The sequence below is a fragment of the Pseudoalteromonas sp. A22 genome, assembly GCF_018141345.1.
In the GTDB taxonomy this organism is placed as follows: Bacteria; Pseudomonadota; Gammaproteobacteria; order Enterobacterales; family Alteromonadaceae; genus Pseudoalteromonas; species Pseudoalteromonas maricaloris.
The window spans coordinates 2122645-2147035 of the sequence record NZ_CP047238.1 but is presented as its reverse complement, the minus strand read 5'-3'; the positions used below and the strand labels follow the sequence as shown (position 1 = coordinate 2147035).

Annotated in this window: 22 protein-coding genes; 12 read left to right on the top strand and 10 right to left on the bottom strand. The window is 42.4% G+C overall.

Going from position 1 to position 24391, the window contains the following annotated elements:
• The first annotated feature begins 73 nt into the window (after positions 1 to 73).
• The 6 genes from GSF04_RS14395 (at position 74) to GSF04_RS14370 (ending at position 4491) form a co-directional block, all read left to right on the top strand.
• Positions 74 to 547: a DUF1203 domain-containing protein gene (locus tag GSF04_RS14395; protein ID WP_211857581.1), complete on the top strand. Its 474-nt coding sequence runs from the start codon at positions 74 to 76 to the stop codon at positions 545 to 547.
• 143 nt (positions 548 to 690) lie between these two features.
• Complete coding sequence (locus tag GSF04_RS14390; protein ID WP_211857579.1) at positions 691 to 1965, top strand: RNA polymerase sigma factor; 1275 nt, start codon at positions 691 to 693, stop codon at positions 1963 to 1965.
• 153 nt (positions 1966 to 2118) lie between these two features.
• Positions 2119 to 2964, top strand: a complete 846-nt coding sequence (locus GSF04_RS14385; RefSeq protein ID WP_211857577.1) for a YciI family protein — start codon at positions 2119 to 2121, stop codon at positions 2962 to 2964.
• An 85-nt stretch (positions 2965 to 3049) separates the two neighbouring features.
• Entirely contained in the window at positions 3050 to 3439 is a 390-nt protein-coding gene (locus tag GSF04_RS14380; RefSeq protein WP_045988513.1) for a YciI family protein, read from the top strand.
• 14 nt (positions 3440 to 3453) lie between these two features.
• Positions 3454 to 3807 carry a DUF1428 domain-containing protein gene (locus tag GSF04_RS14375; RefSeq protein WP_211857575.1) on the top strand — a complete coding sequence of 118 codons (354 nt, stop codon included), beginning with the start codon at positions 3454 to 3456 and terminating at the stop codon, positions 3805 to 3807.
• Between the two features lie 54 nt (positions 3808 to 3861).
• Entirely contained in the window at positions 3862 to 4491 is a 630-nt protein-coding gene (locus tag GSF04_RS14370; RefSeq protein ID WP_211857574.1) for a glutathione S-transferase family protein, read from the top strand.
• A gap of 90 nt (positions 4492 to 4581) precedes the next feature.
• Here the strand turns inward: GSF04_RS14370 and fur are convergent, their stop codons facing one another.
• From fur to GSF04_RS14345, 5 genes are all read right to left on the bottom strand, one after another.
• Complete coding sequence (gene fur / locus GSF04_RS14365; protein ID WP_010372691.1) at positions 4582 to 5028, bottom strand: ferric iron uptake transcriptional regulator; 447 nt, start codon at positions 5026 to 5028, stop codon at positions 4582 to 4584.
• Between the two features lie 103 nt (positions 5029 to 5131).
• Positions 5132 to 5659, bottom strand: a complete 528-nt coding sequence (gene fldA / locus GSF04_RS14360) for a flavodoxin FldA (protein ID WP_010372695.1) — start codon at positions 5657 to 5659, stop codon at positions 5132 to 5134.
• A gap of 14 nt (positions 5660 to 5673) precedes the next feature.
• Positions 5674 to 5952 carry a LexA regulated protein gene (gene ybfE / locus GSF04_RS14355; RefSeq protein WP_010372698.1) on the bottom strand — a complete coding sequence of 93 codons (279 nt, stop codon included), beginning with the start codon at positions 5950 to 5952 and terminating at the stop codon, positions 5674 to 5676.
• Positions 5952 to 6173 (bottom strand): DUF2788 domain-containing protein, encoded by a 222-nt coding sequence (locus GSF04_RS14350; protein ID WP_010372701.1) that lies wholly within the window; start codon positions 6171 to 6173, stop codon positions 5952 to 5954. Before GSF04_RS14350 ends, ybfE begins: the two co-directional genes overlap by 1 nt.
• A gap of 87 nt (positions 6174 to 6260) precedes the next feature.
• Positions 6261 to 7028: an alpha/beta fold hydrolase gene (locus GSF04_RS14345; protein WP_211857573.1), complete on the bottom strand. Its 768-nt coding sequence runs from the start codon at positions 7026 to 7028 to the stop codon at positions 6261 to 6263.
• A gap of 136 nt (positions 7029 to 7164) precedes the next feature.
• Between GSF04_RS14345 and seqA the strand changes: the two genes are divergently transcribed.
• The 6 genes from seqA (at position 7165) to GSF04_RS14315 (ending at position 14771) form a co-directional block, all read left to right on the top strand.
• Entirely contained in the window at positions 7165 to 7713 is a 549-nt protein-coding gene (gene seqA / locus GSF04_RS14340) for a replication initiation negative regulator SeqA (RefSeq protein ID WP_039495937.1), read from the top strand.
• A 13-nt stretch (positions 7714 to 7726) separates the two neighbouring features.
• The gene (gene pgm, locus GSF04_RS14335) at positions 7727 to 9364 is read left to right on the top strand and encodes a phosphoglucomutase (alpha-D-glucose-1,6-bisphosphate-dependent) (RefSeq protein WP_211857572.1); all 1638 of its coding nucleotides are present in this window, start codon (positions 7727 to 7729) and stop codon (positions 9362 to 9364) included.
• A gap of 245 nt (positions 9365 to 9609) precedes the next feature.
• A complete protein-coding gene (gene astE / locus GSF04_RS14330; protein ID WP_211857571.1) occupies positions 9610 to 10644 on the top strand; it encodes a succinylglutamate desuccinylase in 1035 nt (344 codons plus the stop codon).
• A 351-nt stretch (positions 10645 to 10995) separates the two neighbouring features.
• Positions 10996 to 12213 (top strand): thiamine pyrophosphate-dependent dehydrogenase E1 component subunit alpha, encoded by a 1218-nt coding sequence (locus GSF04_RS14325; RefSeq protein ID WP_010372716.1) that lies wholly within the window; start codon positions 10996 to 10998, stop codon positions 12211 to 12213.
• Positions 12213 to 13190, top strand: a complete 978-nt coding sequence (locus GSF04_RS14320; RefSeq protein ID WP_010604720.1) for an alpha-ketoacid dehydrogenase subunit beta — start codon at positions 12213 to 12215, stop codon at positions 13188 to 13190. The genes GSF04_RS14325 and GSF04_RS14320 overlap by 1 nt, the downstream gene beginning before the upstream one ends.
• Positions 13191 to 13199: 9 nt before the next feature.
• Entirely contained in the window at positions 13200 to 14771 is a 1572-nt protein-coding gene (locus tag GSF04_RS14315) for a dihydrolipoyllysine-residue acetyltransferase (protein ID WP_211857570.1), read from the top strand.
• 734 nt (positions 14772 to 15505) lie between these two features.
• Here the strand turns inward: GSF04_RS14315 and GSF04_RS14310 are convergent.
• The 5 genes from GSF04_RS14310 to GSF04_RS14290 form a co-directional block, all read right to left on the bottom strand.
• Positions 15506 to 18571 carry a TonB-dependent receptor gene (locus GSF04_RS14310; RefSeq protein WP_211857569.1) on the bottom strand — a complete coding sequence of 1022 codons (3066 nt, stop codon included), beginning with the start codon at positions 18569 to 18571 and terminating at the stop codon, positions 15506 to 15508.
• 354 nt (positions 18572 to 18925) lie between these two features.
• Positions 18926 to 19174 carry a hypothetical protein gene (locus GSF04_RS14305; RefSeq protein ID WP_017217439.1) on the bottom strand — a complete coding sequence of 83 codons (249 nt, stop codon included), beginning with the start codon at positions 19172 to 19174 and terminating at the stop codon, positions 18926 to 18928.
• Between the two features lie 12 nt (positions 19175 to 19186).
• On the bottom strand, positions 19187 to 20011 hold the full coding sequence (locus GSF04_RS14300) for a CsiV family protein (RefSeq protein WP_211857568.1): 825 nt from the start codon (positions 20009 to 20011) through the stop codon (positions 19187 to 19189).
• Complete coding sequence (mfd, locus tag GSF04_RS14295) at positions 20008 to 23481, bottom strand: transcription-repair coupling factor (RefSeq protein WP_211857567.1); 3474 nt, start codon at positions 23479 to 23481, stop codon at positions 20008 to 20010. The genes GSF04_RS14300 and mfd overlap by 4 nt, the downstream gene beginning before the upstream one ends.
• Before the next feature lie 16 nt (positions 23482 to 23497).
• Positions 23498 to 24388, bottom strand: a complete 891-nt coding sequence (locus tag GSF04_RS14290; protein ID WP_017217436.1) for a carbon-nitrogen hydrolase — start codon at positions 24386 to 24388, stop codon at positions 23498 to 23500.
• Positions 24389 to 24391: the final 3 nt, after the last annotated feature.

Below are 24391 nucleotides of genomic sequence, written 5' to 3'. Positions count from 1 at the left end.
TTAGTACCACTTCTGGCCAGTCATTAACTACTAGTTCTTTACACTAATTATAGTGAAAGCAGGAGTGGTAAACATGACAACACAATTTCAAATTAACGCGATTGACTACAAACAATTTAAGCATTTATTTTCTTTAAGTGATGAAGAGCTAACGGCATTACATGCCAAGAAGTTCGTCGTTGACGCTAAACCCGGCTACCCTTGTCGCGTTTCCCTACAAGAAGCCGAGATTGGGGAGGTGGTGTTGTTGTTACATTATCAGCACCATACTACTTTATCGCCATATCGCTCTTCTGGGCCTATCTTTGTGAGGGAAAATGCAGTACTGGCAGAGCCTAAAGTAAATGAAGTGCCAGAAATCTTGCAAACCAGATCACTGTCCATCAGGGCCTACGACAGCTTGGGTGTAATGATTGAGGCGCAAATAGTAAAAGGAATGGAAATTAAAGACTGCCTCCATACCATATTTGATGACCATAAAATCGAATATGTGCATATTCACAATGCAAACCCCGGTTGCTTTAATTGCATCGCGAGCAGAGTATAGGAAAAAGAAGGTGGATCTGCCCAGGCTAAAACCAATCTGCTGAGTCTTTCAGAGTGATGGTGTCAAGTTGAGGCTCTTGCTGATTTATGAAATAGTGACTATACCAATTCAAATGGCGATAACCTAGCTGACGAAGGAAAGTGATGAGCAATCAACTCGCCTGCGATAGCAATGCTATTCGTAAGTCTATAGAAGTGCTGTACAAGCAAGAAAGCCGGAAAATTTACGCCACACTGATCCGCCTTCTAGGTGACTTTGAGTTAGCGGAAGAAGCATTGCAAGACGCGTTTAATGTGGCGTTAAAACATTGGCCTACTCAAGGCATGCCAGAAAATCCAGTCCCTTGGTTAATTTCTACTGGTCGCTTTAAAGCCATTGATGCAATACGTAAACAGCAACGTCAAAGAGAAAAGCTAGAAGTTGCTGCTACAGACTTGGATGAGGTTTCTGACATCGCAGGCCAAGCTCAAGAGCAAAACGCCAATGCAATTGAAGATGACCAATTGCGGTTAATTTTTACCTGCTGCCATCCGGCTATTGATCCAAAAGTACAAGTTGCGCTTACTCTGCGGGAGGTCTGTGGACTAACAACAGAGGAAATTGCCAGTGCATTTTTGGTGTCAAACACAACAATGGCGCAACGAATTGTGCGCGGCAAAGCGAAGATCCGTGATGCCCGTATTCCGTTCGAGCTGCCAGACGACACTGACTTTAACAACCGACTTGATGCGGTGCTTACGGTTATCTATCTGGTCTTTAATGAAGGGTATTCAGCAACACAAGGCGAACTTGCAATACGCAGTGAACTGACTTCGGAGGCAATTCGCTTAACTCGTTTACTTTATTCTCTAACGCCAGATCCAGAAGTGGCGGGGTTACTCGCCCTGATGCTCCTGAATGATGCAAGAAAGGCGGCGCGCACCAATGCCTGCGGCGACATTATTTTACTGGAAGATCAAGACCGAAGCCTTTGGAGTAAAGGTATGATTGCAGAAGGTACGCAGTTGGTCGCTGAAATAATGCGCGCCGGTGAATATGGCTTTTACACCATTCAAGCGGCTATCTCTGCGACTCATGCAGTTGCGACAACCGCCGCGGCGACAGATTGGTCACAGATCATTGAATTATATGCTCAGTTACACCAAGTGAGCCCGTCTCCCGTTATTGAGCTCAACCAAGCGGTCGCAATCGCTATGAAAGACGGCCCTGATGCGGGTATTACCATTATAGAGCGGCTATTTGAGCACAAAGAAATGCAAAGGTATCACTTGGCTCATGCGGCTTATGGCGAACTATTATCTCGTGCTGGCAGAACGGCTAGTGCGATTAATGCATTTAAAACTGCTCTCAATTTAACAATGCAATTACCAGAGCAAAGGGTTCTCAAACAAAAGCTTCTCAAGCTCGGTGAAAATTAATTAAAAAAATTTTTCCTTACTTTGTCGATCTCTAAAGAATGCATTCGACTAGAGTGTATAGAGCTCTTTATTTACTAAAACCGCAGGTAACCTTTGGTTATTCAGCTCTATTTAACCTGAGGTTATTTGCAAAAGACAACAGGAGAATTGACGATGAAAGTAATGGTGATTGTAAAAGCAAGTGAAGGGTCTGAAGCAGGGGAGCTACCAACCGCGGAATTAATGGCTGCGATGGGAGAATTCAATAATGCTTTAGTTGATGCTGGAATAATGACTTCTGGTGACGGCTTAAAGCCGAGTAAAGAGGGAGTTCGCGTTCGTTTTAAAGGCGAAGAGCGCATTGTAACTAAAGGGCCTTTTGCAGAGACTAATGAGTTAATTGCGGGTTATTGGGTTTGGGAAGTAACATCAATGGAAGAGGCGCTAGAATGGGTTAAGCGCTGCCCTAATCCCATGAATGAGGAGTCTGATATTGAAGTTCGACCGTTTTATGAAATGGCTGACTTTGCGGATATCGATCCCAGCGGCGAAATCCTCGAAGACGAAGAACAATTAAGACAAAAGATTGCGATGCAAACTGCACATGTTTGCAATTATTTGTTTTTTGCAGGGCGTACCGAAGAGGCACTTGAATACTATCAACAGCACCTATATGCCAAAGTCGGTCTGCTTATGCGCTTTAACGAAAGTCCAGATCCTATTCCTGATGGTGCGATACCAGAAAACTTCTCAGATAAAGTAATGCATTGTGAGTTTAGTATTGGCGATATGAAGGTTTTTGCATCTGACGGCTGTGGTGATCATGCTTCGTTTGCAGGATTTAGCCTGTCTATAACCATTGATTCTGAACAAGAAGCTCACCGGGCATTCAATGCTCTAGCTGATGGTGGCACGGTCAGAATGCCATTACAAGAAACATTTTGGTCTCCCCTTTATGGTCAAGTCGTTGATAAATTCGGTGTTGCGTGGATGGTGATGTTACCTAGTAATACTAATTAACTTTGAGCACGGAATAGCTAAGTGAAAGCGAGCAGCAAAAGACGCTTGCTATTCAGATACTAATTAATAAGGAGCTGGACACACTATGAAATATGTCGCTTTGGTTTATTACGATGAACAAGCAATGGAAAAGCTCTCACAAGATGAATGGGACGCACTTAACCGTGAATGCATCGCGTGTGGGGAATCATTAAAAGAGCGCGAGCAAATGATAGGGGGTAATGCGTTACTCTCAACTCAAAGTGCGACAACACTACGGATACGAGCGGGTAAAGTTGATATTACCGATGGCCCATTTGCAGAAACTAAGGAGCAGCTTGCGGGATTTTATTTACTAGATGTTAAAGACTTAAATGAGGCCATCCAAGCGGCTAGCAAAATTCCGCCTGCACGCTATGGCAGCATCGAAATTCGGCCTGTTCGCGAGTTGCAAGACGAGAACAATGTCAGCTATGAAGCACAAAGACGAGAATAATAGAGGGGTCAAAGATGAGTTATATTGATGGTTTTGTATGCGCCGTACCCACCAATAAGCGCGAAGAATATCAAACGCACGCCAGTAAAGCGGCAAAAGTGTTTAAAAAATTTGGGGCAGAACGCGTTGTCGAGGCATGGGGGGATGATGTTCCTGATGGAACGCTTACCTCTTTTCCACTGGCTGTAAAATGTAAGCCTGATGAAACTGTGGTGTTTTCCTGGATCACTTGGCCTTCAAAAGAAGTCCGTGATGCTGGAATGGCAGAAGTATTTAAAGATCCTATTTGCGATCAAGAAGCTAATCCAATGCCGTTTGATGGCAAAAGGCTTATCTATGGTGGCTTTAAGACCATAGTAGAGTGTTAACCTTAGTTATTAAATTGGGCTGAGTTATCAGTCCAATTGACATGGAGCTGATATATGCCGAACTTTACCATTACTACGTTTGATTGGGTGCCTGAGCTGCCAAGAGGGTATGTCAGGGACATTCGCTTGCGCTGGGCGCTAGAAGAGGCGGGCATATCCTATGATATAGAACTTACCGCTTTCAATGAACGAGAAAATACGCATTATTTACATCAACCATTTGGCCAAGTTCCTTGGCTTAGCCATGAAGATAAGGAAATATTCGAAAGTGGTGCTGGTCTGTTATACATCGCTGAACATAGCGATGAATTAATATCCACAGAGAATAGGTCATCGGTAATACAGTGGTTATTCGCCGCGCTCAACTCTGTAGAAATGGCAACTCTTCCATGGACAATTTTGAAATTTTCTGGAGATACTTTTGAGAGTGATGGCAGCAAAGCGATAGAGCGATTTTTACATAGTCGCTTGAAACACATGAATGAATATCTTCGGGGAAAAACTTGGTTGGCTGAGCAATTTTCTGTTGCAGACATCGCGATGGCTGATGTACTTCGTTTGGTCGATAGGTTTGATGGGCTAAAACAATATAGCTATTGCCGAAAGTATCTAGAGACTTGCGTTTCTAGAGCTGCTTTTAAAAAAGCATACAAAGATCAGCTGGAATTGTACTCTACGATATAGTGACCATATAAATGGAAGGAGGTGTTTATGCAGCAAATTAAAAAAGCCAGCAATTTGCTGGCTTAATGCTTAAATTGGCGAAAAGGTAGGTTAGTTACCATTTTCCTCAGCGTACTTTTTGCACGCTTCTTTATCTTCGCACTCACCGTATAGATATAGTGAGTGATTTGTTAGCTTGATGCCATTGCTGTTCGCGATTTCTTCTTGGCGTGTTTCAATAACGTCATCTTCAAATTCGACAACTTTGCCACATTTTAAACATACCAAGTGATCATGGTGCGTGCTGCCAGACAGCTCGAAAACAGATTTACCGCCTTCAAAGTGGTGACGTGTTACAATACCAGCATCATCAAATTGGTTTAGTACGCGATATACCGTCGCTAGGCCAATTTCTTCACCTTTGTCTAATAAGATCTTGTACACATCTTCTGCGCTGATGTGTTGATTATCAGGAGACTGAAGGATCTCTAAAATTTTGATGCGTGGAAGCGTTACTTTTAAACCAGCCTTTTTAAGCTCTAAGTTGTGATCAGTCATTAAATCTGTCTCAATCTGTTAGTTATAATTTGTCTTAGGTCAATATTCACGACGCTATACCTAAGAATAACTTGCTCGGGCAGCAAGTGCAAAGCAAATGGAATTAATCTTCCAGCTCGCTTAAGCACATTTCATCATATACTTGTGCGCACCATTGTTTAACACGTTGTTCTGTTAGCTCAGGTTGGCGGTCTTCGTCGATCCCAAGGCCAACAAATTTACCATCTTCAACGACAGCTTTTGACGCTTCAAAGTCATAACCATCGGTAGACCAATGGCCAACAACAATAGCGCCGCGTTCGGTGACGATGTCGTTGATCATGCCCATCGCATCAAGGAAGTATTCAGCATAATCTTCCTGATCGCCACAACCGAAGATTGCAACGAGTTTGCCTTCGAAATCGACTTCTTCAAGTTCAGGGAAAAAATCATCCCAGTCACATTGCGCTTCACCGTAGTACCATGTTGGAATACCGAACAGTAGTAAATCGAACTCAGCAATCTCTTCTTTACTGCTTTTAGCAATGTCTTTTACGTCAACGAGCTTTTTACCTAGCTCTTTTTGAATCATTTTAGCAACGTGCTCTGTATTACCAGTATCACTGCCGAAAAAAATACCTACGCTTGCCATTAATTGCTTACCTTCTATCTATTAACCGCTAACTTTTCTTGTAAGATGGTCTCGATGAGTGCACTTCGACTAATGTTTTGCGACTCTGCCATATCACTTAGCGCTTGATACAACTCTGATGAAACCTTAAATTCTACCCTTTTTAGGCCACGAGCACGATCTCTCTTTATTTGATTGCGCTTGTTAACCTTTAACTGCACTTCTCGTGGCAGTGGATTCGTCTTAGGACGTCCGGGACGTTTTTCATTTTCAAATAGGTCGATAGTCGTTCTATCTGTTTCAGCCTTGGCCATTATCCAACACCTGCGCCTTGCCAAAACACTTGGATCAAGCCTTTTGCTATAAATCCAGAGCAACCTAGAAACAACACCAGCCAAACGATATAGCGTCCGAACTTTGGCACGTCACCTTTTTTCAGTACGTCCTGAATCGCCATACCGATGAAAAAGAATATACCAGCTAGCGCAAACCACAGCCCTAGCGTTTCAAATTCATTTATAAATTGACTGACCATCTGAGCTCTACTCAATATTTAAACGGCGGCTACTATAACATAACCTAAATGCATAAATTAAGTTTATAACGGTAAATTCGATTCGTTTTATTGAAGAAAATCAATAATTGAGCGATTTACCGCTTCGGGCTTTTCAGCATGTAGCCAATGGCCCGCACCTTGTATTATTTTTGCTCGCGCATTTGGGAAAAAACGAGCGATGGCATCCCTATGCTCAGGCAGGATGTAGTCAGAATCATTCCCTTTAATGAACAAAGTATCGCACAAACAGGAATGAGTTTCATTAATATTTGATGTGATTGTATCGTATTTTTCAGTAATTACGTCTAAATTGAAACGCCAAGCAAGTTTGCCTTCTTCATTTTTTGCTAAACTTTTGAGCAAAAACTGACGCACGCCGACAGTTTCAATATACTGCGACATGATAGTATCTGCTTCACTACGACTTGATACATCACTTTTTTGCACTTCGTTCAGCGCAGCAATTATTGCATCATGTCTAGAGTGATAATCAACAGGTGCAATATCTAATACGACAAGTTTGTTGATGCTTTCTGGGAATAATTGGGCGAACTGCATTGCCACTTTACCACCCATCGAGTGACCAACGAGGTGTATTTTATCCAGTTTTAACTCATCCATTAGTGCTTTGATGTCATTTGCCATTATTGGATAGGACATTTGCTCATCATGAAAAGAGCGACCGTGATTTCTCAAATCGACGTTAATCACATTGAAATGTTCAGCAAGTGCTTTTGCCACCACATTTACATTTTCCAAAGAACCAAAGAGTCCGTGCATAACAAATACACTAGGTTTGGCTTGGTCGCCAATTTGTTGATAGTTTAACTGCATAAATCCTCCAAATTTGGCGCTAATTGTGACATTGAAGAGTAAAAATGCAAAGCCATAGAGTAATAAGTTAAATTTGGATATACTAAGTGACAATTGAAATGAGTTGCTCCTAATTAGCATAGATGACAGGAAACGCATGAAAAAGATAGAAATAGATGACGAGCTATATCAATACATTGCAAGTAACACACAAAGTATTGGAGAAAGTGCTTCTGAGATTTTACGTCGTTTATTAAAACTTACTCCTGGGACAGAATCTAAACCCGTCGCACAGCAGGAAGAAAAACAAGTACAAGAAATTGCAGCTGAGTCACAAACAAAAACACCAAGCCAACCTGTAAAGCCAGCAGCGAATGTCTTTAATATTCTAAATAAAGAAGAGCTCGCCATGCAAAAAGGTGTAGTCGGGCGCTTTTTGTTTATCCTATCGGCGCTCCATCGTACACATAAATCCGAATTTAATAGTGTGCTTGAAATTAAGGGCCGCGATAGAATTTACTTTGCTACGAGTAAAAATGCACTACTCGAAAGTGGTAGCAGTATGAACCCGAAAAATATCGCAGACAGCGAATATTGGGTGATGACAAATTCAAATACGACTAGAAAGAAAATGATGCTTCATGAAGTAGCTAAGGTGTTAGGTTACACAGATGAAGCTGCCGAGAAAATTAGAGACTACCTATAAGTAAGGAAATCTTATGGCGATCCATCCGCAAGCTGGCAAAAAGGTATCGAAAGAATTATTGGTAAATGTACCTAAGCTGGTTTCATCGTACTATTTAAATGAGCCTGACTTAGAAGCGCACCCAGAGCATTGTGTCGCCTTTGGCACAAGTGGCCACCGAGGTTGCTCACTCAATTTTAAGTTCAATGAGTCGCATATTCTGGCTATTACTCAAGCGATTTGCGATTACCGTAAAAACAACAATATTTACGGTCCGCTTTTTCTTGGTAAAGACACCCATGCGTTGTCGGAAGCCGCTTTCAACTCGGCTATTGAGGTCTTGGTTGCCAACGAAGTACAAGTTATCACACAAGAAAATGATGACTACACACCAACCCCTGTGATCAGCCACGCGATTGTCTCGCACAATTTAAACAATCCACACGAGCTTGCAGATGGCATTGTGGTGACGCCATCACATAACCCGCCAGAAGATGGCGGGTTCAAATATAACCCACCAAATGGTGGACCGGCCGATACCGATGTCACCAAATGGATTGAAGATAGAGCCAATCAGCTACTACTCGAAGATTTGGTTGAAGTTGAGTTATTCCCGTTTGCGAAAGCGAGAAGATCTGGATTTATCAAGTATGAAGATCTGATCACACCATACGTTCAAGACTTGGGTAATATAATTGATATGGAAGCCATTGCTCGAGCCGGAGTTAATATTGGTGTGGATCCTCTAGGTGGTTCAGGTGTTAATTTCTGGCCTGTGATCGCCAAACACTACGACTTGAAGCTAACGGTTGTAAATGACGTCGTCGACCCAAGTTTTGCCTTTATGCCACTTGATAAAGACGGCAAGGTGCGCATGGACTGTTCATCACCTTATGCAATGGCTAATTTGATAGCACTGAAAGATGACTACGATATCGGTATTGGTAATGACCCAGACTTCGACAGACATGGCATTGTCTCACCTGATGGCCTGATGAATCCTAATCACTTTTTAGCGGTTGCAATTGACTACCTCATTAAACACCGAGGCTGGAAGAGCTCAGTAAAAATCGGTAAAACATTGGTATCTAGTGCCATGATTGACAAAGTGTGTGGTGCAAATGGTCGAGAAGTTTACGAAGTGCCAGTTGGCTTTAAATGGTTTGTAGACGGGTTAGCAGCTGGAGAGCTCGCATTTGGCGGTGAAGAGAGTGCTGGCGCAGCATTTTTAAGAAAAGACGGCACCACATGGTGTACAGACAAAGACGGCTTTATCATGGGGTTACTTGCCGCTGAGATCCTAGCTGTTACGGGTAAATCGCCATCTCAGCATTACCAAGCATTTGAACAAGCATTTGGTGCGCCTGTATACAAACGTATCGATGCACCCGCAAATACTGAGCAAAAAGCAAAGCTCAAGGCATTGAGCGCGGACAATATCAAGGCGGACACCCTAGCAGGTGATAAAATTACTCAGATATTAACCAATGCCCCTGGTAACGGCGCGGCTATTGGTGGCCTTAAAGTCGTTACCGAAAATGGTTGGTTTGCGGCGCGCCCATCGGGCACTGAAGATATCTACAAAATTTATCTTGAATCATTTAAAGGTGAAGCGCATTTAGCTGAACTTGAACATGAGGCAAAGACATTGGTTGACTCAGTGATTAGTTAACAAAAAGCTTCTAAAAGCCATACTCCTCGTATGGCTTTTTTGTATCCCAATGCGGGTTATACCAATTAGTCTTAATACTTGCTCAATTTGAAGGAGTAAATCTGACGCTAACTGCGTTAAAAATTTCTTATTTAGAACAACTAAATAGCAAAATTTTAGCCTTGTTATCGACAAGATTTTCTCGCCTCAAAATAGATCACTTAATTAAGATAATTGGTATTACTCAACAACATCAATTTGGAATTATGACGTACTTAGCAGAATTAAAACAAAGCGGTGACTTTCTTACTATCACAAGAAATAACGAATTTACACTCGAACCCGTAAACTTCACTTTAGACAACGGTACCTTGGTTGAAGTCCATGATACTGGTGTGATCCAGTTTACGCCCGCGGGTGAAACAACGAAAGATATTGTGCTATCGAGCGCTGTGCACGGTAATGAAACCGCGCCAATTGAAATATGTGATGAGCTTATCCAACATATTATTACTGGCAAATTGGCATTGGCGCAGCGCGTGTTGTTTATTTTTGGCAACCCGAAATCCATTAATATTGGCCAGCGTTTTGTCGATGAAAATCTAAACCGCCTATTTAACGGTGCACATAATCAAGAAACAGATAACCCCGAAAAGGTGCGAGCACAAAAACTAGAGGGTTACGTTAGGAGATTTTTTGAACAGGGCGGTGACGAGCGCTATCGTTGTCACTATGACCTTCACACTGCTATTCGAGGGTCTAAAAATGAGAAGTTTGCAGTTTATCCGTTTTTACATGGTAAGCCGTGGAAGAAATCACAGCTACAGTTTTTATTGTCATGCGGTGTTAATACCGTATTAATGATGCGCTCTGCGGCGACAACATTTAGTTACTTTTCTTCTTACCAGTTTGGGGCCGATGCTTTCACTATCGAACTTGGGCAGGTGAAGCCATTTGGTGAGAATAACATGGCGAGCTTTGCAAAAACCAAGGAAACGCTAAAAGCATTAATTAGCCAAGGAAAGGTAGAATATAAAGAATTTAATGCAGATGAGTTCGAGCTATTTACCGTTCATCGTACTATCAATCGTACTCAAGCCGAATTTTCTTTTCCATTCCCTGATTCTGCAGAGAATTTTACAGGCTTTTCGAAAGGTGAATTACTAGCGACGGACGGAGATAAGCAGTATTTCGCTGAGGTTGAGGGAGAAGCTATTATCTTCCCAAATGCCAATGTTGCTTTGGGGCAACGTGCATTGCTAACCGTTGTACCGTTAGAGGTTGATGAAAACTTTATATAAATCACAGATGTAAAATCCTACTTGCCTTCGTATCAAAATCTTTCCAAAAACATTGATGCATTTTCACGGTTATTCATCTAGGATTAGTTGAATAACCGTTTACGTTAACGTAAAGTTGAAACGCTTTAATTTAATTTACTTACTTAAATCGCAAATATTATTCAGTCTTTGATAAGTTGTTAGACCAGTTATTCATACTAACCACGAATGTGATCAAGACCAATTAACACAATCATAAATGCGAGGTGAGTTAAGACTCTTTTCGTCTTACGCAATCTGAAACCAGATCTCGTATGAGAAAGTCGGGTTTGAACTCCGTAAGTTTGTTATGACAACAAGAGAAGGTAGGTTATGACTAACCCCAATAATATATCCTTAAATATCAGCCACGCGCTGGAATTTATAGATGGTCATGCACTCAATATCCCTACATTAAAGATTTTAAGTGACCAAGGCGATGTTTTAGACGGTGCAACAGCACCAGATATTGATAAAGAAACGGCATTAAGAATTTACTCTACAATGCGGTTTATTCGTTTACTTGACGAGCGTATGCAAGGTGCTCAGCGTCAAGGACGTATTAGCTTCTACATGCAATGTCTTGGCGAAGAAGCCGCTGTTACGGCAAGTGCTGCAGCGCTAAAAGAAGATGACATGATCATGGCTCAGTACCGTGAGCAAGCCGCAATTCACTATCGTGGTTTTTCGCTTGAGCAGTTCATGAATCAGTTGTTCTCGAATGAGAAGGACTTAGGCAAAGGCCGCCAAATGCCTGTGCATTATGGTTCTAAAGAATTACATTACCTGACTATTTCGTCGCCGCTAGGAACGCAAATTCCTCAAGCAACGGGCTATGCGTACGGCCAAAAGTTAAAACACATTGATAAAGAAACCGGCGAGCTAACGTCTGAAATCGATAACGTCACGATTTGCTATTTTGGCGAAGGTGCTGCGTCAGAAGGTGACTTCCACGCTGGTCTAAACATGGCAGCAGTACATGGTTCACCAGTTATCTTCTATGCACGTAATAACGGTTATGCGATTTCAACACCTGCGGATGAACAGTTCAAAGGTGATGGTATTGCCGCTCGCGGTGTTGGCTATGGTATAAAAACTATCCGTGTGGATGGTGCCGATGCGCTTGCCGTTTACGCCGCGACACAAGCTGCGCGTAAAATTGCAGTTGAAAACGGTGAGCCTGTGATGATTGAATCTATTGCATACCGATTGGGTGCGCACTCTACTTCTGATGATCCGTCTGGTTACCGTACTAAAGACGAAGAAGCTGAATTTAAAAATAGTTGCCCGGTAAATCGATTTAAGCAATGGCTTCTAAAACAAGGTTGGCTGGATGAAGCCCAAGATGATGCGGAAAAAGAAAAAATCCGTGAAGATATCTTGGCTGCATTGAAGGTTGCAGAGAAAGTACAGAAGCCTGCATTAGAAGATCTGGTCTCAGATGTTTATGACACGCCAATTCCATCGCTGCAGAAGCAATATGATGAATTGAAAGCGCATATTAAAGCTTATCCAGACGCATACCCAGTCACAGCAGGGAGAATTAAATAATGGCTAAAATGAACATGCTACACGCCATTAATTCGGCGCTAGATATCACGATGGCGGAGCATCCGCAGGCTTGTATTTTTGGTGAAGATGTTGGCTACTTTGGTGGTGTATTCCGTGCAACGTCAGGCCTTCAAGAAAAATACGGAAAACATCGTGTTTTTAATACACCATTGACTGAACAAGGTATTTTGGGTTTTGCCAATGGTCTTGCTGCGTTTGGTGCCCCTGCGCTTGCTGAAATTCAATTTGCGGATTATATCTTCCCGGCATTTGACCAAATCGTGAACGAGTCGGCCAAGTTCCGTTATCGCTCAGGTAATGAGTTTGATGTGGGTAACTTAACAATTCGTACGCCATACGGTGGTGGTATTGCAGGTGGTCTATATCATTCACAATCGCCAGAAGCTTACTTTGCGCATACACCTGGTCTTAAAATTGTAGTACCGCGTAACCCGTATCAAGCAAAAGGCCTACTGCGTGCTGCCATTAAAGACGATAACCCGGTTATTTTCTTTGAACCTAAGCGCTTGTATCGCGCTTCTGTTGGTGAAGTGCCAGAAGAAGATTACAGCATCGAGCTTGGTAAAGCCGAAGTGATTAAAGAAGGTACTGACATAACGCTATTGGCTTGGGGCGCGCAGATGGAAATCATCGAACAAGCGGCGCAAAAAGCTGAAGAAGCGGGTATTAGCTGTGAAATAATCGACTTAAGAAGCATTCTTCCTTGGGATATGGACACGGTAGCCAAGTCCGTGGTTAAAACAGGTCGTTTGGTCGTGAGCCACGAAGCGCCAATCACAAATGGTTTTGGTGCTGAGATTGCAGCAACCATACAAAAAGAGTGTTTCCTGCATTTAGAATCTCCAATTGAGCGAGTTTGTGGATTAGACACGCCATACCCTCTAGCACTTGAAAAAGAGTATGTGCCAGATGCACTGAAAGTGTTCGCCGCTATCAAACGTTCTATGGAATTTTAAGGATAAGTTATGGCTAAAGAATTTATCTTACCAGATATTGGTGAAGGCATCGTAGAATGCGAAATCGTCGAGTGGTTGGTGGCTGTTGGTGACGAAGTAAAAGAAGATCAACCTATTTGTGACGTGATGACGGATAAGGCACTAGTGCAGATCCCTGCAGTACATGACGGTGTGATCACTAAGCTGCATTACGAAAAAGGTGAAATTGCAAAGGTGCATGAACCTTTGTTTGCAATGGATGTTGCCGGCGAGCAAGCTGCTCAGCCGGAGCAATCAGCACCTCAATCCTCGCCAACAACTTCAACCAGTGCTGTACTAGAAGACTTTATCTTACCAGATATTGGTGAAGGCATTGTTGAGTGCGAAATTGTTGAATGGCTTGTCGCTGAAGGTGATGAAATCAAAGAAGATCAGGCCGTTTGTGATGTAATGACTGACAAGGCGCTAGTGCAAATTCCAGCCAAGTACGATGGTATTGTTGAAAAACTCTATTATCAAAAAGGCGAGATAGCACAGGTGCATAGTCCGCTATTTCAAATGAAGTTGGCGTCATCTCACGCCGGAAAATCAGACGATCCAATCGCTGATGTCCACAAACCTAAAGAAAGTACTGCACGAGCTGCTACTGCAAACGATGAGGCTACGCGTAGTTTGCCAAAAAATGGTAAAGCGATTGCCTCTCCAGCAGTACGCCGTAAGGCGCGCGAAGTTGGTGTTGACCTCTCTGAAGTGCCAGGCTCTGGTAAAAATGGTCGTGTTTATAAAGAGGACATCGAACATTTCCTTGAGCACGGTGCAAGTGGCGCTTCGACCACGAATGAAGCTAGTACAACGGTACAGCCTCAACCACAAAAGCTGACTACTACCTCAGAAGGTGGTAAAAGAGTTGAGCCTCTACGTGGTATGAAAGCGGCGATGGCTAAACAGATGGTGGCCTCTGTATCGACGATCCCACATTTCACTTACTGCGATGAGATTGACTTAACCGATTTAATAGCGCTTCGTGGTGCTCTGAAGGAGCAATATGCCAAACAAGGCGTGAAGCTGACGATGATGCCATTTTTTATCAAGGCGTTATCACTTGCAATCAACGAATTCCCAATTTTGAATGCAAAAGTAAATGATGACTGTACGGAAATCACTTATTTTGATGACCACAATATTGGTATGGCGGTGGACAGCAAGCTGGGTCTTCTTGTACCAAATATTAAATCATGCCAAAGCAAATCGATTGTAGAAGTTGCCCAGTCTGTTACTGAACTGACAGAAGCGGCGAGAGAAGGGCGTGTATCTCCTGATTCACTGAAAGGCGGTACTATCTCAATCTCAAACATAGGGGCGATTGGTGGCACGGTTGCAACACCGATTATTAATAAACCAGAAGTTGCTATCGTCGCGCTTGGCAAAGTGCAGCAGTTACCGCGCTTCGATGCAGAAGGTAATGTGGTTTCGCGCTCTATCATGCAAGTAAGTTGGTCTGGCGACCATCGTATTATCGATGGTGGCACGATCGCACGTTTCAATAATTTATGGAAAACCTTCCTAGAGGAACCGGCTAAAATGATGATGGCAATGCGCTAATCCTTGTTTTTGCTAGTTTCTACTTGTTGTAAAGGGCCTTTACGGCCCTTTTTAATTTGTAAAAATTTAACAGTAGTAAGCGGTAATATTTAAATTATTGAATTGGAAATTACTGTGAAAGTCATACTGAAATTATGTCAATGCAATAGCTGAACATGATTTGGCCGATAAAAATAGCCATTCAATCAATTATAAAGCTTTAAAACTAGGTAAGTTTCACTGAGTGAATTACTTGGATTGATTGGCGCACCATCTCTGATGTGCGAGACAATTCTTAACAAGGTTGCATAACTCCAAATACCTGCAAGTTATATATTTAACCTTAAATCTTATGTAGTTCAATTTGATTAGTGAATCTGAATTACTTCCCATATGCTTCGTTGGAATTGTACTTTGGGTGCAGTAGGTGCGTAGCTGGAAGTCTTATACGAATGCGCTTAATTAAGTGATCTATTTTTAGGCGAGAGGAACTTGTCAATAACACCGCTTCCGCATCCTGCTTACGCCAAGGTACCTACATCCTGTGGGCAAAGCGAAAATTTTGCTATTTAATCGTTCGAAATGAGAAGTTTTTAACGCAGTCAGTGTCAGATTTGCTTCTTCAAATTGAGCAAGTATTAAGACATGCAAGGGTTGTACTGTTAAAATCTCTGTTCAGGGGGCAAAAAGAAGCCTTAAAAAGATGCCATTTCACTCATGAAATGGCATCTAGCTTTATAACGTACTAATAAATTTTAAAACTTGTACGTGAAACCAGCGCTGAATACACGGCCATAAGTGTATCTAGCAACTGATAGCTCACGAACACTTGGGTACCAATCGAATAGATTATCCACTCGGAAACGCACAATGGCATTATCATTCAGGTAATATGAACCACCTAAAGTATATAAAGTCTGTGATTGGATCTTGTTATACGGATTACCGTTTTGATCGATATAATCATAGAAATTAGTAGAGTCGTTGTTGCGATTACCTTCACCGTGGTACTCAACATCAAAATACACGTTAATGTCTTCGAGAGTATAGTCAAATCTTAAATCACCACGCCAATCTGGGTTTTCGTATTCACCTGTATTGTCTTCGAAGTCGAAGCCGGTATTAGATTCAGCGTCCTTTTTAAGGTTATATAGACGTGAACGAATACCTAACTCACCAGAGTTTTCAGGTAGTAATCCACCAATAAGCGGATATTGGTGCAATGGACGCTTGAACATGACCTCATATTCATATGTTTCAAACTCTTGAAGTGCAGCATTTACATAGCCAGATTCAAACGCTTTATCAGCAGGGATCTGGAAGTCTGCGCCTCGTCTAAATTTACCACAGAACTCATTCGGGTAATTAGTAGAGTCGTAACATGCATTTAAGATGTCGGTGAGAGTGAAGTCAACAATCGCGTCTTCAATATCGATCTTTATATAATCAATTTTAAAGCTGAAGCCTTCAAACCACTCTGGAGCATAAACAAGTCCAATGTTTAAACCTTCTGCTTTTTCGCTTTCAAGATCTACATTACCACCAGTTGTACCAACCCTTGAAGCATTGCCTGATACCGCCTTATAACCATCTGGTACACCAGCAGCTTCACAGTTAGCTCTTCTTGTTGCTGGGTTTGGACCTTTATCTATATTATTGATATCACAAGGATCTGTGCCGAATTGAGAGTCTTGAATTACTGGTAAAAATAGTTCGGTAACAGACGGTGCTCTAACGGTTTCTGAATAGTTAGCTCTAACCATTAGGTCACTGATTGGCTGGTAATTTAGACCTACAGCCCATACATTGTCTTTACCCGCTGCATCATTGTCAATTCTACGGAACGAAGCGTCAACGCTCAGCGTATTTACAAGTGGAATATCCATGTCGCTTGAAACTAGCGGTAGACTGATTTCCGCAAATAAATCTTGTGTAGTATACGAACCTGAAGTAGATGCATTAGCCAAACCACTGTTTAACACATTTGTGCCATCTTCACTAAAGCTTGCTTTTTCTGTACGTCTTTCGTAACCAAATGCGGCTGCTAAATAACCAGCAGGTAATTCGATAATATCACCTGTGGTGAACGCTTGAAGGATATCTTGTTCAACACGTGAATAACCCATTGCAGGGTAGGTGATATAATCAAGAACTTCTTGAGAAGCAGGGCCAAATGGGTTGTACGCAACACACTTGCCAACTTCACCCAGTACTGATTGGGTTTCTGTTACACCAAAACCGCTAGTTGTATACTTGTCGTGATAGCCGTCGACATAGTTGGCTTTACAGTCAATAGCGCCATTGTTATAACCAACATCGATAGCCGCTAAGAAGCGATTTTCGTTGATGTTAAAGTCTTGAGAGAATATTTTGCTTACACCCTGTTGATAGAAGACATCCCATTTCCATTCGTTTTCTCCCAGTTCAAAATAGCCATCAAAGCCAATTTTTATACTTCTTACATCAGATTCATTGGTAATTTTACGTTTACCCAGTGAAGTCCAAGCTTTGTGCATATAAAACTCACCAGGACCACCAAGGTAGTTTTCAAGGCGATTCCTTGTTTCACTTGGTAAGTAAACATAGTCTGTGTCGAATTTAAGTGCAGCGCCAAGGCCACCGAATAGACCAGAACTATATTTGTTTGGCTGGTAACCTTCATTTACCGCATCTGATGAGTTAAAGAAGCCTAGTACAGACATGTTGACATCATCTGTAAGCTTATAATTACCTGATATAGTAAAGTTGTAACGCTCAAACCCTTCTCGAGCAGTATTAGATTCAGCAAGGTCCAAGCCGTCACCACCAGAAGACCAAACAGCATTACCTGTAGGTGTTCCTGTGTTGAAAGGAATTAATTGCCCGTTACCACTTGGGTCAAATTGTAAAAATGAACCGTCTGGCCACGCACCTAAACCCGCATTAACTACCGCTGTCGGTCCTGGAGTGATAAGACCAGAGTTTGATAGAATTCCAGCTCTACCATTTGGGTATAAACGACGTTGACCTGCAACAGGGTTGCCATCGGCATCAACTACCGCGTCAGATCCCAAAGGCGTATAACCACCCCATTGGTCAACCCATGATGGTAATTCGGATGCTAAGATACTCTTCTGATCTTGGTATTCAAAACTAAAAACTAAGTTGCCTTTATCTTCATTGAAGTTTCCGCCAAATAAACCGCGGAATGACTTATCGTACTTACCTGCTTCGTCATAATTCGTTACGTCAGCTGAGAATTCGGCACCTTCATAGTCAGTTTTTAAGATAAAGTTTACAACACCTGCAACTGCATCGGCGCCATACACTGGGGCACCACCCACCTTAACTACTTCTACTCGCTCAATAAGAGAAACCGGGATATTGTTTATATCTACCTGACTACCAGGTGCACTACCGCCACCTACAGGTGAATTACTTGAAACAAAACGTGCACCATTAACTAGAGATAGGGTACGTTGAGAACCCAGTCCGTACAAATTAACGGTACTTTGACCAACCCCTTGGGAAGCGGCTTGTTCGTTATTTGAAAGGTTTGCTGTCGCTGCAAGCGCGATACCAGGGACTTCCTCTAACACTGATGCTAAGTTAGTTGTACCTCGTTTACTTATATATTCAGAGTCAATTGTTTCTATAGGTTGTGTTGACTCTAGATCAACTCGAGAAATACGTGAACCTGTTACTTCTATGCGCTCAACTTTATCTACTACAGCTTGATTTGCGTCTTGTTCTTCTGCGTATACTGCTGGAGATACCGCTGCGATTGTCGCACTTACGGCTAAAGCCGCTTTGATCGACGATGAGAGTGTATTGATTTTCATAATTATTCCTATTTTTTAGCATATCTATGTATGCAATAGCGACTATATTTAGATTAATTACAAATTTACACACTCAATTGATAATTTACTTTTTCAAAATTAATTTGTTACATTTTATACTGTGCAGCTAGTATTTACGCGTTTTTTTAGTATCTTGTTATTAATTGTTAAATTTATTGTTGTTGTATTGGGGAGATTAAAAATTAATTGTATTGATTGGTTTACGAATTGAATATTTGTTCAAAGAGAGATAACTTATTTGACACTAATTTTATAACATTATTTAACTACTGAGTGATGGAAGGTATGAGACTCAATCAATTTATTATTGAGTCTCGATAACAAGTTTCAGGATTATTCAATACCTTTCTTTGAATAAAGAGTTACTTTATCTGAAAGCAGCGTTACTTTAATGTGCTTGTCTTCGCTTCCCCAAATGCAATTGGTGTGTAGCGTTTTCTCTTCACATTTATCAGCAGAGCCAAGAATGTTCTCAACTTCAGCTTTGTCCATGCCTACTTCTAGCTTATTGTAGTTTTCTAAACTTACTTTAGAACAGCCGACTAGGGTGAGTAGCGCAGCAGCAGTTAGTAATTTTTTCATAGGGTTGCCCGTCTAATGTTTGTATTTTCTTATTTGAAAGATGACCCCAAGTTTGGGGTGATCTAAGTAATGTATGTCGCCGCTATACACGCGTGTATATTGGGACATACGAGCAGTACGAATGTCGTTGCCGTCTTCGTACTTTAAATCTAAATCCGTGGTCACGTAAAGGTAGTGTCTCACGTGAATTTTAATCAAGCCTTCAAGTTGCCAATGCACTTGCTCTTTTGATTCTTGAATATTAAAGCGCTTCGATAGTGACGAAAACTGATCGTCATTTTCAGTTACGCTATAACTGGATGGTGGCGCAAACTGTTTGCCAGCAATAATTTCGATGTTGGGAGCACGCTTGTTACTTTGTTCAGGGAATCGCCAACCAGTGTGCAACAGTGGCTTGAGTCCTTTACGTTTTAACTCGGCAATTTTGTTAGAAAAATTAAACTGTGACTCATTCAATAAATAAATTGAGTCCATATGTTCTTGTGGCTCAACTTGCGGTGAAAGAGGCAAAGTGCCGAATTTTTCAACATAGTTTGCATCTGGATCGCAAGAACTGGAGCGTGCACCCGACGTTAATCCACGAATAAAGTCGTGCTCAGCAAACTGCTCACTGCCTTCTAAGCATAGTTTATAGCCGGTGGTATTAAAACCGTCGAATAATAGTGACTTGATGTTTTTCCGGTTGAGCGGCTCAGGTTCAATACTAAAGTCTTCTCGCAAAGAGAAACTAGGCTCTTGCTCAAATGCTATCATTTCTACTTCAAACCAACGGGTGGCATGTGCAGACGCGCTACTTACCAAAGCCGCTAGGATGGCCAGACTTTTTATTGTTTTCATGCTACAGCCTTTTTCTCAAAGTCATCAATCATCGCATTGACCAGTTTTAATCTCTCTTGGCCATTTTTTTCTTCGATCAGGAACTTCAGTTTATTTGCGCCTTCCATTCTATAGGTTGACGGGCTACTTTGTATCAATCCTATGATGAATGTTGGGTTAACTTTTGTATGACTACTGAACTCGAAGAAGCCACCTTTGGGGTTTGCTTCGACCTTGTTAATGCCTAATTGGGTTGCCTTTAGCTTAACAGACTGCACCGCAAAGAGGTTTTTAGCCGCATCTGGCAACAGCCCAAAACGGTCGATTAATTCAATTTGTAGCTCATCAAGCTCTGCCAGCGACTTTGTGCTAGCAATGCGTTTATACATGCTAAGGCGAATATTTACATCATGAATGTAATCATCCGGTAGCAGTGCTGGGAACTTCAGGTCAACTTCGCTTTGCTGCTGGAGTAGGTTATCGAGAGTCGGCTCTTTACCATTTTTTAAAGCTTCAACTGCTTGTTCCAGCATTTCCATATACAGCGTAAAGCCAACGGTTTGAATTTGACCGCTTTGGTCGTCTCCCAGTAACTCACCCGCACCACGGATCTCTAAATCGTGGGTGGCAAGGGCAAAACCTGCGCCTAAGTCTTCGAGTTGTTCTATAGCCTGTAAGCGCTTGACCGCGTCTTTAGTTAAGGCTTGGCTATTCTTCGTGAGTAGGTATGCGTATGCTTGGTGATGGCTTCGTCCTACACGGCCGCGAAGCTGATGTAACTGTGCCAATCCGAGTTTATCGGCTCTATCCATAATGATAGTATTAGCAGAGGGGATATCGATACCGGTTTCAATAATGGTTGTACACACAAGCACGTTATACTTTTGGTGATAGAATTCGCCCATCAAGTGCTCAAGTTCTTTTTCACGCATTTGTCCGTGGGCAGTGGTGACGTTGGCTTCTGGCACGAGCGCGGAGATATCAGCGGTGATTTTATCTATCGTCTCGACGTTATTGTGGAGGAAGTAAACCTGTCCACCACGCTTGATTTCGCGCAGAATTGCTTCGCGGATAAGCTCGTCATTGCGCTCTCGCACAAAGGTCTTTACTGCTAATCGTTTGGCTGGCGGTGTCGCGATAATAGAGAGATCACGCATACCACTCATTGCCATATTCAGTGTGCGCGGAATTGGGGTTGCGGTAAGGGTAAGAATGTCGACATCCGCTCTTAGCTGCTTAATCTTTTCTTTTTGCCTCACACCAAAGCGGTGTTCTTCGTCAACAATCAACAGACCCAAATCGGCGAACTTGATGTTTTCTTGAATAAGCTTATGGGTGCCTATCACAATATCAATTTTGCCTTCATCAAGTTTTTGTAACGTTTCTTTTTGTTCTTTCGCTGAGTTAAAACGCGAAAGCACACCGACTTCAACAGGCAGATCGGCAAAACGGTCTTTAAAGTTCTCGAAGTGTTGTTGGGCTAGGAGTGTAGTTGGTACTAAGACAGCCACTTGTTTGCTATCGTTGACGGCAACAAATGCAGCACGCATGGCCACTTCGGTTTTACCAAAGCCAACATCACCACAAACGAGTCTGTCCATCGCTAGGCTTGATTGCATGTCTGCAAGTACGGCTGTGATTGCATTGCGTTGATCGTCTGTTTCTTCAAATGGGAAGCTATCAGAAAAGTCTCGATAGGCGCTCGCATCTAGCTTAAATGCATATCCCGGTTTACTTTGACGTTTTGCGTATATGTCTAGGAGTTCAGCTGCGACATCTCTGACTTTTTCAGCCGCTTTGCGTTTTGCTTTTTCCCAGGCGTCATTACCCAGTTTATGAAGTGGTGCAGAAGCTTCTTCACCTCCCGAGTAACGACTGAGCATATGAAGTGAAGAAACAGGCACATAAAGTTTAGCGTCATTGGCATAGATGATAGTCACAAACTCGGTCGCAATACCCGCTGCATCTATGGTTTCTAGCCCTAAATAGCGGCCTACACCATGATCTAAATGAACAATAGGTTGACCTTCTTTTAACTCAGCGAGGTTTCGGATCAGGGCATCTTGCCCTTGTTCGTATTTATGTTTACGGCGGCGCTTTTGGGAGATCTTAACACCTAACAGCTCTTGCTCGGTGATGATAGACAGCGATTTTTTATCCAGTAGTTTCACACTGGTAGCAAGTGGAGTGACGACCATACCAACATCTGAGTCGCTAGAGACAAACTCTGCAATGCGCTTATAAGGCTTAAGCTTTAGACCTGTTGGTTTTAATAAGGTAAGCAGTGACTCTCGTCGGCCCTCTGATTCAACACTGAATAACACCCGAGACTTTTGCTTTTTCTCAGCAGCGATGTAATCGAGGATTTTTTGATATGGATTAGCTTGTTTATGCTCAATGCGGACATCGTCGATTAATTCCGCTGCGACATTGTTATTGCCCGCTTTGGTTCCTAGCATCGCTTGACTAAGCTTTATTCGAGAGAAGCCGTTAAGGCCTTCAAACAAGGTCTCTATTGGCTGATATAGCTTGGCTGGTGAAAGTAGAGGGCGAAGTGGGTCAACCCGGCGACTTTCGTAGCGTTTAGATACGTCTTGCCAAAAGGTTTGCGCTGCAGATTCAATATCGCCAAAAGGCATAAATACGGTATCTTCAGGCAAATAGTCAAACACCGTTGCTAACGAATCAAAAAAGAGCGGCAAATAGTACTCTATACCCGCTGGCCAGTTCCCTTTACTGACTTGCATATAAATACTGTCTTTTTCACTACTTGCGCCGAACGCTTCACGGTAATTAATTCTAAAGCGTTCAATGTCTTCTGCATTGGTTGGAAATTCGTGCGCCGGTAATAAATCGATAGCATCAATCTCATCGTTTGAGCGTTGGCTTTCGATATCAAAATGACGAATGGAGTCTAACTCATCATCAAAGAAATCTAGTCTAAAGGGGAGTGGGCTACCCATGGGGTATAAATCAATAATGGAGCCTCGAACAGCAAACTCACCGTGCTCCATTACCTGCTGAACATGACGATAACCCGCTTGAGTTAAGGTATCACGCAAGCTTTGTGCGTCTACCGTGTCACCTTTTTTTACCTGAAGACTCATGCCGTGGATAAAGCTAGGTGGTGCGGTACGTAGCATGAGGGTTGAAACAGGAATGATGAGTACGGATTGCTTTTCCTGTTTGAGTGTATTTAGCGTCGCAAGACGCTGAGAAATAATGTCTTGATGTGGTGAAAAGTGATCATAGGGTAATGTTTCCCAGTCAGGAAACATCATGACAGGCGTGTCTTTTAAAAGATACGCCAGTTCATGCTCAAGGCGAAGTGCAGAGGGTGTATCGGGGGTGACGAGTACAACTAAGTTGTCATGTTGTTGGATGTGCTCACTCAAACACAGTGACAAGCTACTACCAACCAAATTACCCCACGAAATTTTATCCTTGTTTGATTTTACCCAAGGTAAATTGTTCCATTGCACATTCGCCATTGATTACTCCTATTTATTAATCGCGATAAATTTTGCAAAGATCCTGATAGTGATCGATTCGTCTGTCTCTTAAATACGGCCAGATGCGACGAACAGATTCACTGCGTGCAAGATCAACATCAACAACAGAGATTTCCTCAGCTTCTTCAGATGCATGCAATAACATTTCGCCTTGTGGACCGGTAACAAAAGAATTGCCCCAGAATTGAATACCTTCACTTTGACCTGAAGGGTCTGATTCATGGCCAACACGGTTAACGCTAATCACAGGTACTCCGTTAGAGACTGCATGTGCACGCTGTGCAATTATCCAAGCATCTCGTTGACGAATTTGTTCTGCTTTATCATCGCGAGGATCCCAGCCAATTGCAGTTGGGTAAATTAAAAACTCAGCGCCCGCCATTGCCATCAGGCGTGCACCTTCAGGGAACCATTGATCCCAACACACCAGTACGCCTAATTTGCCTACAGAAGTCTGAATTGGAGTAAAGCCCATGTCGCCAGGGGTGAAGTAAAACTTTTCATAAAAACCTGGGTCATCAGGAATGTGCATTTTACGGTATTTGCCTGCAATCGTACCGTCAGACTCAAGTACAACCGCGGTGTTGTGATAAAGCCCTGTTGCGCGCTTTTCAAATAACGACGCAACGATGACAACATTCAGCTCTTTTGCAAGTGCGCCTAGTGAGTCTGTGCTTGGGCCTGGAATGGTTTCCGCTAAGTCGAAGAGATCGGTGTCTTCAGTCTGGCAAAAATACAAGCTGCGGTGCAATTCTTGTAACACGATAAGCTTAGCACCCTGACTTGCCGCTTTTCGGATACCGTCACAGGTTTTCGCAAAGTTGTTTACGAGATCTGTAGAGTTGCTATGTTGAACAATACCAACTTTGATGTTTTTTTCAGTCATGGT

Excerpts from the sequence above, each read along its gene's own strand:
- GSF04_RS14395 (WP_211857581.1), top strand. The coding sequence starts at position 74 with ATGACAACACAATTTCAAATTAACGCGATTGACTACAAACAATTTAAG.
- GSF04_RS14390 (WP_211857579.1), top strand. The coding sequence starts at position 691 with ATGAGCAATCAACTCGCCTGCGATAGCAATGCTATTCGTAAGTCTATA.
- GSF04_RS14385 (WP_211857577.1), top strand. The coding sequence starts at position 2,119 with ATGAAAGTAATGGTGATTGTAAAAGCAAGTGAAGGGTCTGAAGCAGGG.
- GSF04_RS14380 (WP_045988513.1), top strand. The coding sequence starts at position 3,050 with ATGAAATATGTCGCTTTGGTTTATTACGATGAACAAGCAATGGAAAAG.
- GSF04_RS14375 (WP_211857575.1), top strand. The coding sequence starts at position 3,454 with ATGAGTTATATTGATGGTTTTGTATGCGCCGTACCCACCAATAAGCGC.
- GSF04_RS14370 (WP_211857574.1), top strand. The coding sequence starts at position 3,862 with ATGCCGAACTTTACCATTACTACGTTTGATTGGGTGCCTGAGCTGCCA.
- fur (WP_010372691.1), bottom strand. The coding sequence starts at position 5,028 with ATGACTGATCACAACTTAGAGCTTAAAAAGGCTGGTTTAAAAGTAACG.
- fldA (WP_010372695.1), bottom strand. The coding sequence starts at position 5,659 with ATGGCAAGCGTAGGTATTTTTTTCGGCAGTGATACTGGTAATACAGAG.
- ybfE (WP_010372698.1), bottom strand. The coding sequence starts at position 5,952 with ATGGCCAAGGCTGAAACAGATAGAACGACTATCGACCTATTTGAAAAT.
- GSF04_RS14350 (WP_010372701.1), bottom strand. The coding sequence starts at position 6,173 with ATGGTCAGTCAATTTATAAATGAATTTGAAACGCTAGGGCTGTGGTTT.
- GSF04_RS14345 (WP_211857573.1), bottom strand. The coding sequence starts at position 7,028 with ATGCAGTTAAACTATCAACAAATTGGCGACCAAGCCAAACCTAGTGTA.
- seqA (WP_039495937.1), top strand. The coding sequence starts at position 7,165 with ATGAAAAAGATAGAAATAGATGACGAGCTATATCAATACATTGCAAGT.
- pgm (WP_211857572.1), top strand. The coding sequence starts at position 7,727 with ATGGCGATCCATCCGCAAGCTGGCAAAAAGGTATCGAAAGAATTATTG.
- astE (WP_211857571.1), top strand. The coding sequence starts at position 9,610 with ATGACGTACTTAGCAGAATTAAAACAAAGCGGTGACTTTCTTACTATC.
- GSF04_RS14325 (WP_010372716.1), top strand. The coding sequence starts at position 10,996 with ATGACTAACCCCAATAATATATCCTTAAATATCAGCCACGCGCTGGAA.
- GSF04_RS14320 (WP_010604720.1), top strand. The coding sequence starts at position 12,213 with ATGGCTAAAATGAACATGCTACACGCCATTAATTCGGCGCTAGATATC.
- GSF04_RS14315 (WP_211857570.1), top strand. The coding sequence starts at position 13,200 with ATGGCTAAAGAATTTATCTTACCAGATATTGGTGAAGGCATCGTAGAA.
- GSF04_RS14310 (WP_211857569.1), bottom strand. The coding sequence starts at position 18,571 with ATGAAAATCAATACACTCTCATCGTCGATCAAAGCGGCTTTAGCCGTA.
- GSF04_RS14305 (WP_017217439.1), bottom strand. The coding sequence starts at position 19,174 with ATGAAAAAATTACTAACTGCTGCTGCGCTACTCACCCTAGTCGGCTGT.
- GSF04_RS14300 (WP_211857568.1), bottom strand. The coding sequence starts at position 20,011 with ATGAAAACAATAAAAAGTCTGGCCATCCTAGCGGCTTTGGTAAGTAGC.
- mfd (WP_211857567.1), bottom strand. The coding sequence starts at position 23,481 with ATGGCGAATGTGCAATGGAACAATTTACCTTGGGTAAAATCAAACAAG.
- GSF04_RS14290 (WP_017217436.1), bottom strand. The coding sequence starts at position 24,388 with ATGACTGAAAAAAACATCAAAGTTGGTATTGTTCAACATAGCAACTCT.